Annotated in this window: 12 protein-coding genes, 1 pseudogene and 1 riboswitch; all 13 genes and pseudogenes read left to right on the top strand. The window is 67.3% G+C overall.

Translation table 11 applies throughout. The features are described from left to right. Window positions 1-555 precede the first annotated feature (555 nt). Window positions 556-1,416, top strand: coding sequence for a lytic transglycosylase domain-containing protein (locus AC07Y4_RS06020; RefSeq protein ID WP_062481551.1), 861 nt, complete (start codon window positions 556-558; stop codon window positions 1,414-1,416). Between the two features lie 49 nt (window positions 1,417-1,465). Further along, a riboswitch (ZMP/ZTP riboswitch) is annotated at window positions 1,466-1,592 on the top strand. A gap of 38 nt (window positions 1,593-1,630) precedes the next feature. After that, window positions 1,631-2,875, top strand: coding sequence for a serine hydroxymethyltransferase (gene glyA, locus AC07Y4_RS06015; RefSeq protein WP_139705484.1), 1,245 nt, complete (start codon window positions 1,631-1,633; stop codon window positions 2,873-2,875). A gap of 33 nt (window positions 2,876-2,908) precedes the next feature. Further along, window positions 2,909-3,352, top strand: coding sequence for a transcriptional regulator NrdR (gene nrdR / locus AC07Y4_RS06010; RefSeq protein WP_007836918.1), 444 nt, complete (start codon window positions 2,909-2,911; stop codon window positions 3,350-3,352). Between the two features lie 28 nt (window positions 3,353-3,380). Further along, window positions 3,381-4,511: a bifunctional diaminohydroxyphosphoribosylaminopyrimidine deaminase/5-amino-6-(5-phosphoribosylamino)uracil reductase RibD gene (gene ribD, locus AC07Y4_RS06005; RefSeq protein WP_487847125.1), complete on the top strand. Its 1,131-nt coding sequence runs from the start codon at window positions 3,381-3,383 to the stop codon at window positions 4,509-4,511. 86 nt (window positions 4,512-4,597) lie between these two features. Next, window positions 4,598-5,269 carry a riboflavin synthase gene (locus AC07Y4_RS06000; RefSeq protein ID WP_487847126.1) on the top strand — a complete coding sequence of 224 codons (672 nt, stop codon included), beginning with the start codon at window positions 4,598-4,600 and terminating at the stop codon, window positions 5,267-5,269. After that, on the top strand, window positions 5,266-6,420 hold the full coding sequence (gene ribBA / locus AC07Y4_RS05995) for a bifunctional 3,4-dihydroxy-2-butanone-4-phosphate synthase/GTP cyclohydrolase II (protein WP_062481560.1): 1,155 nt from the start codon (window positions 5,266-5,268) through the stop codon (window positions 6,418-6,420). Before AC07Y4_RS06000 ends, ribBA begins: the two co-directional genes overlap by 4 nt. 6 nt (window positions 6,421-6,426) lie before the next feature. Next, window positions 6,427-6,888 carry a 6,7-dimethyl-8-ribityllumazine synthase gene (ribH, locus tag AC07Y4_RS05990; protein ID WP_056582067.1) on the top strand — a complete coding sequence of 154 codons (462 nt, stop codon included), beginning with the start codon at window positions 6,427-6,429 and terminating at the stop codon, window positions 6,886-6,888. Then, entirely contained in the window at window positions 6,885-7,415 is a 531-nt protein-coding gene (gene nusB, locus AC07Y4_RS05985; RefSeq protein ID WP_062481565.1) for a transcription antitermination factor NusB, read from the top strand. The genes ribH and nusB overlap by 4 nt, the downstream gene beginning before the upstream one ends. Next, complete coding sequence (locus tag AC07Y4_RS05980; RefSeq protein ID WP_487847127.1) at window positions 7,412-8,599, top strand: pyridoxal phosphate-dependent aminotransferase; 1,188 nt, start codon at window positions 7,412-7,414, stop codon at window positions 8,597-8,599. The genes nusB and AC07Y4_RS05980 overlap by 4 nt, the downstream gene beginning before the upstream one ends. Window positions 8,600-8,660: 61 nt before the next feature. Continuing rightward, window positions 8,661-9,119 carry a YbgC/FadM family acyl-CoA thioesterase gene (locus AC07Y4_RS05975; protein ID WP_487847341.1) on the top strand — a complete coding sequence of 153 codons (459 nt, stop codon included), beginning with the start codon at window positions 8,661-8,663 and terminating at the stop codon, window positions 9,117-9,119. Further along, window positions 9,116-9,838, top strand: coding sequence for a protein TolQ (gene tolQ / locus AC07Y4_RS05970; RefSeq protein ID WP_070060387.1), 723 nt, complete (start codon window positions 9,116-9,118; stop codon window positions 9,836-9,838). Before AC07Y4_RS05975 ends, tolQ begins: the two co-directional genes overlap by 4 nt. A gap of 36 nt (window positions 9,839-9,874) precedes the next feature. Continuing rightward, a complete protein-coding gene (locus AC07Y4_RS05965) occupies window positions 9,875-10,312 on the top strand; it encodes an ExbD/TolR family protein (protein WP_070060386.1) in 438 nt (145 codons plus the stop codon). Between the two features lie 3 nt (window positions 10,313-10,315). Beyond that, window positions 10,316-10,567, top strand: a pseudogene (locus tag AC07Y4_RS05960) (cell envelope integrity protein TolA); the annotation flags it as partial.

Below are 10,567 nucleotides of genomic sequence, written 5' to 3'. Positions count from 1 at the left end.
TGTCTTGTCACCGGGCTTGATGGCGGGCTCAAAACCCATGCCATCGATTCGCGCGACCGGAAGTAATGGTTCCCGCCGTGCTGGCAGCAAGAGATTGCCGCCGTGGAGTCCTCCATCGTTCGAGTCCTTGACTTGCACCTCGGACTGCCTGACTTCGGAAAAACGCCTGAAACCTCAGGCCCGTCCAGATTAGGCGTCTCACCCTTCCTTTGCAAATCCCTTTTTCCAAGGGATTTCCCGTAGGCCCGCGCCCCCTGGAGCCCCCTCGAACGAGGGGATTCTTCAAGCACTTATTAACATATGAAACCAAATCCTTATGCTTGACCGTGTATTTAGCCACGATAGAATCCCGCCTGCCCTTGCTGCCGGACGCAGCAGGGCCTCCCTGAATCCGCTGCCGAATTCCACCGGCGTGATCAGGCCGCCGCGCTCCCTACCCCACACCCCCTCCATGCGCGGAGCCTGATTCGTACATACCAATCCAAGCGCCGCTGCCTTCATTCACCGCCCTTTCAGGCGCTGCATGCCAGGTGCCGCACAGAAAGGAAAAAAGCGATGAGCAAGGCGTTTGATGCCACAGCCCGCGGGCTACGGACCTTCGTGTCCGATGTGGCAGACGGCTTTTTTGAAATCACCCACAACGGGTTTGCGCTGGTCGGCCTGGCCATCGTGTTCGCGGCCCTCGCCCTCGTGGCGCGTCCCGACCTGCGCAAGACCGGCGAGGAACAACTGATGGGCTGGCTGCAGTCGCGCAAGCCCGCGCCCGAACCCACCGACCTCGAGCCGACCGCCATCGAGCGCACCACGGCCGCAAGCCCTGACGAGCTGCCCAAGCAGCAGGCGGCGGTGGCCTACTGGCTCAGCAAGAAGTACCGCGTCGCGGCCGAGCCGCTGAGCGTGCTGGTCTCCGAGGCCTACCAGATCGGCAAGCGCACCAAGCTCGACCCGACGCTGATCCTGGCCATCATGGCCATCGAGTCCAGCTTCAACCCGTTCGCGCAAAGCCACGTCGGCGCCCAAGGCCTGATGCAGGTCATGACGCGCGTGCACGGCGACAAGTACGAAAGCGCGGGCGGCACGCTCACCGCCTTCGACCCCGTGACCAACATGCGCGTCGGCGTGAAGGTGCTGCAGGAATGCATCGCCCGCGCCGGCTCGCTCGAAGGCGGCCTGCGCTACTACGTGGGCGCCGCCAACCTCGACGACGACGGCGGCTATGCCGCCAAGGTGCTGGCCGAACACGAGCGCCTGCGCCAGGTTGCCGCCGGCCGTGCGCCGTCGACGATGGTCGTGCCGCCGCCGACCACGGCGCGCGCACAGCCGATTCCGGTCGTGGCACCGGCCAAGCCCGCGGGTGAAGAGCCCGCCACCGGCAGCGAGCCGGCCAAGGTCGCCCTGCTCTCCGCAGTTTCCTGAGGCCTTGCCGGCCCTCCCGGCCCGGATGCGTGCGGGCCTGCGCTACACTCGGCCTGTACGCGACTGGCGATAGGCGCAGCACCCTGAAAAAGGTGCCACGCGCTGACGTGGAATACCACTGGGAAGCGTGCCGCCTGGCCATAACAGGCGTTCAGCCGTTCGCCTGGGCAGCCCTTGTTTGGTTGAACAAGGACCTCGTCTTCAAAGGACTGCCATGTACCAACGCAATATCCTGGTCGAACAGACCGATCCCGAAATCTGGGCCGCCATTCAAGCCGAAAACGCGCGCCAGGAACATCACATCGAGCTGATCGCCAGCGAGAACTACGCCTCGCCGGCCGTCATGGCCGCCCAAGGCTCGCAGCTCACTAATAAATACGCCGAAGGCTACCCGGGCAAGCGCTACTACGGCGGCTGCGAGCACGTCGACGTGGCCGAGCAACTGGCCATCGACCGCGTCAAGCAGATCTTCGGCGCCGACGCCGCCAACGTGCAGCCGCACTGCGGCGCCTCGGCCAACGAAGCCGTGATGCTCGCCTTCCTGAAGCCCGGCGACACCATCATGGGCATGAGCCTGGCCGAAGGCGGCCACCTGACCCACGGCATGCCGCTGAACATGAGCGGCAAGTGGTTCAACGTCGTGAGCTACGGCCTGGACGCCAACGAAGCCATCGACTACGACGCGATGGAACGCAAGGCGCATGAGCACATGCCCAAGCTGATCATCGCGGGCGCCTCGGCCTACTCGCTGCACATCGACTTCGAGCGTTTCGCCAAGGTCGCCAAGGACGTCGGCGCGATCTTCATGGTCGACATCGCCCACTACGCCGGCCTCGTGGCCGCGGGCGTGTACCCCAACCCGGTGCCGCATGCCGACATCGTCACCTCGACCACGCACAAGAGCCTGCGCGGCCCGCGCGGCGGCATCATCCTGATGAAGTCGCAGCACGAGAAGGCGATCAACAGCGCCATCTTCCCCGGCCTGCAAGGCGGCCCGCTGATGCACGTGATCGCCGCCAAGGCCGTCGCGTTCAAGGAAGCCCTGACGCCCGAGTTCAAGGCCTACCAGCAGCAGGTGGTCAAGAACGCCCAGATCGTGGCCGACACCCTCACCGCGCGCGGCCTGCGCATCGTGAGCGGACGCACCGAAAGCCACGTGATGCTGGTCGACCTGCGTTCCAAGGGCATCACCGGCAAGGAAGCCGAAGCCGTGCTGGGCGCCGCCCACATGACGATCAACAAGAACGCGATCCCCAACGACCCGGAAAAGCCGATGGTCACCAGCGGCGTGCGCATCGGCACCCCCGCCATGACCACGCGCGGCTTCAAGGACGAAGAGGCCCGCATCACGGCAAACCTGGTGGCCGACGTGCTCGAGAACCCGCGCGACGCGGCGAACATCGACGCGGTGCGCGCCAAGGTCCACGCCTTGACGAGCCGCTTCCCTGTCTACCGTTGATTTCGTAATCAGAAGAAGAGAAGCACTGGCCGCATGAAATGCCCTTTTTGCGGTCATCTCGAAACGCAGGTCGTCGAGACCCGCGTTTCGGAAGACGCCGACTTCGTCCGCAGGCGCCGCCAGTGCAGCGCCTGCGACAAGCGCTTCACCACGTATGAGCGCCCCGACGTCAACTTCCCCGTCGTGGTCAAGAAGGACGGCAGCCGCGCCGACTTCGACTCGACCAAGGTGCGCGCCTCGATGATGCTGGCGCTGCGCAAGCGCCCCGTGAGCATCGAGCAGATCGACAACGCCCTGCTGCGCATCGAACAGAAGCTGCTGGCCAGCGGCCTGCGCGAAATCGATTCGACGAAAGTCGGCGAACTCGTGATGCGCGAACTCAAGAAGCTCGACAAGGTCGCCTACGTGCGCTTTGCCTCGGTGTACCGCAGCTTCGAGGACGTGGACGAGTTCCGCCAGCTGCTGCGCGACATCTGACCCCCGAGAAGGCGTGAACGAACCCGGCATGTCCTCTTCCCGACACGACGCCTCCCACATCGCGACCGCTCTGCGGCTCGCCGCCTCCGCGATCCGCCTGACCGACCCGAACCCGCGCGTCGGCTGCGTGCTGTGCGACGCCGACGGCCGCGTGATCGGCCAGGGCCACACCCAACAAGCCGGCGGCCCGCATGCCGAGGTGATGGCGCTGCGCGACGCGCAGGCCCAGGGCCATTCGACCGCGGGCGCCACCGCCTACGTCACGCTCGAACCCTGCTCGCACCACGGCCGCACCGGCCCCTGCTGTGACGCCCTCATCGCCGCCGGCGTGCGCCGCGTCGTGGCCTCGCTCGCCGACCCGAACCCGCTCGTGGCCGGACAGGGCTTCGAGCGCCTGCGTGCGGCGGGCCTCGAGGTCGAAGTCGGCCCGGGCGCCGACGAATCCCGAGAACTCAACATCGGCTTCTTCAGCCGCATGATCCGCAAGCAGCCTTGGGTTCGAATGAAGATCGCCGCCTCGATCGACGGCCGCACCGGCCTGCACAACGGCGTGAGCCAGTGGATCACCGGCGAGGCCGCGCGCGCCGACGGCCACGCCTGGCGGGCCCGCACCGGCGCCGTGCTGACCGGCGTCGGCACGCTGCTCGAAGACAACCCGCGCCTGGACGTGCGCCTGGTCGACACGCCGCGCCAGCCCCACCTCGTGGTGGTCGACAGCCATCTCCAGACCTCGCCCGACGCTCACATTTTCATAGCTGGCCGCGCCGTCTGGATCTACGCCGCCAGCCGGCACAACGAAGAAAAGGCGGCCGCGCTCGAAGCCCGCGGCGCCACCATCACCTGCCTGCCCAACCTGCACGGCAAGGTCGACCTGCCCGCGATGCTCCAGGACCTCGCGGCGCGCGGCGTCAACGAGCTGCACGTCGAATCGGGCCACAAGCTCAATGGTTCGCTGCTGCGCGAAGGCTGCGTGGACGAGCTGCTGGTGTACCTGGCGCCCAAGCTGATCGGCAGCGGACTCGACATCGCCAGCCACCTGCATGCCGAAGGCCCACTCACCTCGCTCGCAGGCGCGCTGCCGCTCGAATTCAAGTCGGTAGACATGCTGGGGCCCGACCTGCGCATCGTCGCGCGCGTCGCCGGCCGCGACCGCTTCTGAGCCGCCGCCCACGCGGCGCGGCACATTCGCAGCCGCAAACCGGCCCTTCGGGCCGAAGACCCCTCGATGTCTGCGAAAATGTGGAAATGTTCACCGGAATCATCACCGGCGTGGGGCGCATCGCCGCCATCCACGACCTCGGCACCTCCTCCTCCTACGGCAAGCGACTCAGCATCGAGGTGCCCGACGGCTATCTCGACGACGTCGGGCTCGGCGACAGCATCGCGCTCAACGGCGCCTGCATGACGGTCACCACGCTCGCACCTGAACGCGGCCAATTCACCATCGACATTTCCGCGGAGTCCCTCGACAAGACGGCCGGCCTGACCGACGAAGGCAGCAGCATCAACCTCGAGAAGGCCCTGCGCGCGAGCGACCGCCTCGGCGGCCACATCGTCTCGGGCCACGTGGACGGCATCGGCCACGTGAGCTTCTTCGCGCCGGTCGGCGAAAGCTGGGAGCTGCGCGTGGTCGCACCGCCTGCGCTGGCGCGCTTCCTGGCCTACAAGGGCTCGATCACCATCAACGGCGTGAGCCTCACGGTCAACAGCGTGAGCGATATCGCCGATGGCGCCGAGGTCAGCATCAACCTGATCCCGCACACCGTGGAAAACACCTCCCTCGGCGGCCTGAAGGCCGGCTCGAAGGTCAACCTCGAAATCGACACCGTGGCGCGCTACGTGGAGCGCATGCTTCAGGCCGGCATGCTCACCCCCTCTCTGACGTCTTCCACGTCTCCCAAGGACACTTCGAAATGAACGCCTCCGTCACGCCGATCGGCGCCCCGCGCGCCGACCGTGCACCCGCACCGATCTCCCCGGTCGAAGACATCGTGGCCGAGCTGGCCGCCGGCCGCATGGTCATCCTCGTGGACGAGGAAGACCGCGAGAACGAAGGCGACATCGTCATCGCCGCCGACCACATCACCGCCGAATCCATCAACTTCATGGCCCGCCACGCGCGCGGCCTGATCTGCCTGACGCTCTCGCGCGAGATGTGCGAGCGGCTGCAGCTGCCGCCGATGGTCCAGCGCAACGGCGCCAAGCATTCCACCGCCTTCACCGTCTCCATCGAGGCGGCCGAAGGCGTAACCACCGGCATCTCGGCCGCCGACCGCGCCCGCACCGTGCAGGCCGCCGTGGCACGCAACGCCGTGGCCGCCGACCTGGTGCAGCCCGGCCACATCTTCCCGCTGCAGGCGGTGGACGGCGGCGTGCTCATGCGCGCCGGCCACACCGAAGCCGGCTGCGACCTGGCCGCCATGGCCGGCTGCTCGCCCGCCTCGGTGATCTGCGAAGTGATGAACGAAGACGGCACGATGGCCCGCCTGCCCGACCTGCAGATCTTCGCGGCCGAACACGGTATCAAGATCGGCACCATCGCCGCGCTCATCGAGCACCGCAGCCGCGTCGAATCGCTGGTCGAAAAAGTCGGCTGCCGCGAGATCCAGACCAACTGGGGCACCTTCACCGCCCACGCCTTCGTCGACAAGCCCAGCCGCGGCGTGCACCTGGCGCTGGTGCGCGGCCAGTGGGCGCCTGAAGAGACGGTGTCGGTGCGCGTGCACGAGCCGCTGTCGGTGCTCGACGCGCTCGAAGTCAACCGCCCGATGCACTCCTGGAGCTTGGACGCCAGCCTCTCGCACATCGCGAACGAAGGCAAGGGCGTGGCTGTGCTGCTGAACTGCGGCGAAACCGCGGCCGAGCTGCTCGCGCAGTTCGACGGCACCGCGCGCCCCGCGCAAGCGCCCGAGCGCGGTCGCATGGACCTGCGCAACTACGGCATCGGCGCGCAGATCCTGCGCGAATGCGGCGTGCACAAGATGAACCTGCTCGGCGCGCCGCGTCGCATGCCGAGCATGGCCGCCGGCTTCGGCCTCGAAATCGCCGGTTACCTCACGAAAGACTGAACGACCATGCAAGGTTCCAACAAGGGCGAGATCACGCTCAACGGCAAAGGCCTGCGCATCGGCATCGTGCAGGCGCGCTTCAACGCCGACATCACCGACGCGCTGGCCGCGGCCTGCCTGTCGGAGCTCGAGGCGCTCGGCGTGGCCGCGTCCGACATCCATCATGTGCAGGTGCCCGGCGCGCTCGAAGTGCCCGTGGCACTGCAGGCGCTCGCCGAGCGCGGCGGCTACCACGCGCTCGTGGCGCTGGGCTGCATCATCCGCGGCGAGACCTACCACTTCGAACTGGTGGCCAACGAATCGGGCGCGAGCGTGAGCCGCGTCGCGCTCGACTACCGCCTGCCCATCGCCAACGCGATCCTCACGACCGAAAACCTCGAACAGGCCGTCGCCCGTCAGACCGACAAGGGCCGCGACGCAGCCCAGGTGGCGGTCGAGATGGCACAACTGCTGGCCACCCTTTCATGACCGAAGACACCTCCAAGTCCGCCAAGCCCCGCCAGTCGCGCACCGGCCTCACCAGCACGGGCGCACGCAAGGCCGCGGCCAAGTCGAACCGCAGCCGCGCACGCGAGTTCGCGCTGCAGGCGCTCTACCAGCACCTGGTGGGCCGCAACGACCCGACCGACATCGACCACTTCACGCGCGACCTCGCGGGCTTCCACAAGGCCGACGCGGCGCACTACGACGCGCTGCTGCACGGCTCGATCAACGGTGCCGAACAGCTCGACGCGCTGATCCTGCCGCTGCTGGACCGCAAGTTCGCCGAAATCTCGCCCATCGAGCACGCCGTGATGTGGATCGGCGTGTACGAGTTCCAGAACTGCCCCGACGTGCCGTGGCGCGTGGTGCTCAACGAGTGCATCGAACTCGCCAAGGAATTCGGCGGCACCGACGGCCACAAGTACGTGAACGCCGTGCTCAACGGCCTGGCACCGCAGCTGCGTCCGCTCGAAGTGGAAGCCGACCGGGCCACCGGCAAGGCGCGCCCATGAGGATCTCGACGCGCGCGCAGCGCATCGAACCGTTTTACGTGATGGAGGTGGCGAAAGCCGCCGGCGTGTTGGCCCGCGAAGTGGCCCACACCGACCGTCCGATGATCTTCCTGAACATCGGCGAGCCTGACTTCACCGCCCCGCCCCTGGTGCAGGAAGCCGCCGCCCGCGCCGTGCGCGCTGGCGCCACGCAGTACACGCAGGCCACCGGCCTGGACCACCTGCGCGAACGCATCAGCGGCTGGTACAAGCAGCGCTTCAACGTCGACGTGCCGGCCCGCCGCATCGTCGTCACGGCCGGTGCCTCGGCCGCGCTGCAGCTGGCCTGCCTCGCGCTGATCGAATCGGGCGACGAGATCCTGATGCCCGACCCGAGCTACCCCTGCAACCGCCACTTCGTGAGCGCGGCAGACGGCAAGGCCGTGCTGGTACCGACCACGGCCGAGGAGCGCTTCCAGCTCACCGCCGCCAAGGTCGAGGCCGCCTGGACCGACAAGACCCGCGGCGTGCTGCTGGCCTCGCCCTCGAACCCGACCGGCACCTCGATCGCGCCCGACGAACTGCGTCGCATCCACGAGGTGGTGTCGCAGCGCGGCGGCATCACGCTGATCGACGAGATCTACCTGGGCCTGTCGTACGACGATGCGTTCGGGCAGACGGCACTGGCCATCGACGACAACGTCATCAGCATCAACAGCTTCAGCAAGTACTTCAACATGACCGGCTGGCGCCTGGGCTGGCTGGTGGTGCCCGAAGTGCTGGTGCCGGTGGTCGAGCGCCTGGCGCAGAACCTCTTCATCTGCGCGAGCACCGTGTCGCAGTACGCCGCACTGGCCTGCTTCGAGGCCGAGAGCATCGCCGAGTACGAACGCCGCCGCGCCGAGTTCAAGGCGCGCCGCGACTGGTTCATTCCGCAACTGAACGCCCTGGGCCTGAACGTGCCCGTGATGCCCGACGGCGCCTTCTACGCCTGGGCCGACTGCACGAGCGTCGCCGACAAGCTCGGCATCTCGGGCAGCTGGGACTTCGCCTTCGAGACCATGAAGCGCGCCCACCTCGCCGTGACGCCGGGCCGCGACTTCGGCACGGCCGAAACCGCGAAGTTCGTGCGCTTCTCCACCGCCAGTTCGATGGCGCACCTGCAGGAATCGGTCGAGCGCCTGCGGGCCATGATCGCCCAATGAGCGTAGCGCCGGGCCGCCCCAAGCAAGCTCGCGCCGCAGTGCGAAGCACGGAGGCATGCAAGTGACTTTCGAGTTTCCGATCCGCGTCTACTGGGAAGACACCGATGCCGGCGGCATCGTGTTCTACGCCAACTACCTGAAGTTCATGGAGCGCGGTCGCACCGAGTGGCTGCGCTCTCTGGGCGTCGAGCAGCGCAAGCTCAAGGAAGCCACCGGCGGCCAGTTCGTGGTGAGCGAAACGCAGCTCAAATACCACCGGCCCTCGCGGCTGGACGAAGAACTGCTGGTTACAGCCGAGCTGCGGCAACTGGGCACCGCGTCGTTGATAATCGGTCAGCGCGTGCTATCAAAAACAGAGCAAGAACGCACCGGGGCCGCGGCACCGGTCTTGCTGTGCGAAGGCACGATCCGCATCGGCTGGGTGGACGCCGCCACCTTGCGCCCTGCGCGCATTCCGGCCCAAGTTTCGGGAACCCTCGAGCACTCCAGCGGCTCCATGACTCAACCTTTCAAGCCATGAACCAAGATCTCTCCATCATCAATCTCCTGCTCCACGCCAGCTTCGTGGTGCAACTGGTCGTGCTGCTGCTGGTGATCGTGTCGGTCGCCAGCTGGGCCGCCATCATCCGCAAGTACTTTGCCCTCAAGCGCATCCGCGTGCTCAACGACGACTTCGAGCGCGAGTTCTGGTCGGGCACCAGCCTGAACGAGCTGTTCGCCTCGGCGGCGCAGAACGCCAAGTTCGCCGGCCCCATGGAGCGCATCTTTGCCTCCGGCATGCGCGAGTACCAGAAGCTGCGTGAGCGCCACGTGACCGACGCGGCCACGCTGCTCGACGGTGCCCGCCGCGCCATGCGCGCGAGCTTCCAGCGCGAACTCGATGCGGCCGAGCAGAACCTGTCGTTCCTGGCCACCGTCGGCTCGGTGTCGCCTTATGTGGGCCTCTTCGGCACGGTCTGGGGGATCATGCATGCCTTCACCGGCCTGGCCGCCCTCACGCAGGTGACGCTGGCCACCGTAGCGCCCGGCATCGCCGAAGCGCTGGTGGCCACGGCCATCGGCCTGTTCGCCGCCATCCCTGCGGTGGTCGGCTACAACCGCTTCGCGCGCGAGATCGACAAGATCGCCATCGCCCTGGAGACCTACATCGAAGAGTTCTCCAACATCCTGCAGCGCAACCTCTCGGCCAACCCCGGCGCCGTGACGCCCGCCGCCTCGGTCACCGCCGCGAACCGCTGAAGAGCGGCGCGCACAAGAGACAAAGGACGCGACGACATGCCCGCCGTTTCATCCCGGGGCCGCGGCCGCCGCACGATCAACGAGATCAACATGGTCCCGTTCATCGACGTGATGCTGGTGCTGCTGATCATCTTCATGGTCACGGCCCCGCTCATCACGCCGAGCGTGATCAACCTGCCGACGGTCGACCGGGCCAACAAGCAGCCGGACAAGCCCATCGAGATCGTCATCAAGAGCGACGACGAAGTGCAGATCAAGAAAGACCCGTCCACCGGCACCGGCGGCGCGTCGATCCCCATGACGCAGATCGGCTCGGCGGCCAAGGCCGCGCAAGGCGGCGACGCCCAGCGCCCCGTGGTCATCAGCGCCGACAAGTCGGTGAAGTACGAAACCGTCGTGAAGGCGATGAACCAGCTCAAGCGCAGCGGCATCGAGCGCGTGGGGCTGTCGGTCACGACCACGGGCGGCAAATAAGGCATGTCGCTCGCCCTGGATCGCCCCGAGTTCGCGCCGCCGCCGCAGCGCGGCACGCCCCGCGCGGTTGCGCTCGCCCTCATTGCCCACGCGTTGCTGATCGCCGCCCTCACCTGGGGCGTGCGCTGGCGCAGCGAAGCCGACGACGGCGCGGTCGATGCCGAGCTGTGGTCCACCACGGTGATGCAGGCCGCCCCGCGCCTGTCGGTGCCGGAGCCGCCGGCACCCGTGCCTGCTCCGCCGCCGCCTGCACCC

Source organism: Variovorax sp. GW460-12-1-14-LB1 (assembly GCF_059423605.1).
This window is presented reverse-complemented; position numbering and strand designations above follow the sequence as displayed.

What these genes read in the sequence shown, in the direction of transcription:
- AC07Y4_RS05965 (WP_070060386.1), top strand. Translation starts at nt 9,875, where the DNA reads ATGCCCGCCGTTTCATCCCGGGGCCGCGGCCGCCGCACGATCAACGAG.
- nusB (WP_062481565.1), top strand. Translation starts at nt 6,885, where the DNA reads ATGACCGAAGACACCTCCAAGTCCGCCAAGCCCCGCCAGTCGCGCACC.
- AC07Y4_RS05980 (WP_487847127.1), top strand. Translation starts at nt 7,412, where the DNA reads ATGAGGATCTCGACGCGCGCGCAGCGCATCGAACCGTTTTACGTGATG.
- ribD (WP_487847125.1), top strand. Translation starts at nt 3,381, where the DNA reads ATGTCCTCTTCCCGACACGACGCCTCCCACATCGCGACCGCTCTGCGG.
- ribH (WP_056582067.1), top strand. Translation starts at nt 6,427, where the DNA reads ATGCAAGGTTCCAACAAGGGCGAGATCACGCTCAACGGCAAAGGCCTG.
- tolQ (WP_070060387.1), top strand. Translation starts at nt 9,116, where the DNA reads ATGAACCAAGATCTCTCCATCATCAATCTCCTGCTCCACGCCAGCTTC.
- glyA (WP_139705484.1), top strand. Translation starts at nt 1,631, where the DNA reads ATGTACCAACGCAATATCCTGGTCGAACAGACCGATCCCGAAATCTGG.
- AC07Y4_RS06000 (WP_487847126.1), top strand. Translation starts at nt 4,598, where the DNA reads ATGTTCACCGGAATCATCACCGGCGTGGGGCGCATCGCCGCCATCCAC.
- nrdR (WP_007836918.1), top strand. Translation starts at nt 2,909, where the DNA reads ATGAAATGCCCTTTTTGCGGTCATCTCGAAACGCAGGTCGTCGAGACC.
- ribBA (WP_062481560.1), top strand. Translation starts at nt 5,266, where the DNA reads ATGAACGCCTCCGTCACGCCGATCGGCGCCCCGCGCGCCGACCGTGCA.
- AC07Y4_RS06020 (WP_062481551.1), top strand. Translation starts at nt 556, where the DNA reads ATGAGCAAGGCGTTTGATGCCACAGCCCGCGGGCTACGGACCTTCGTG.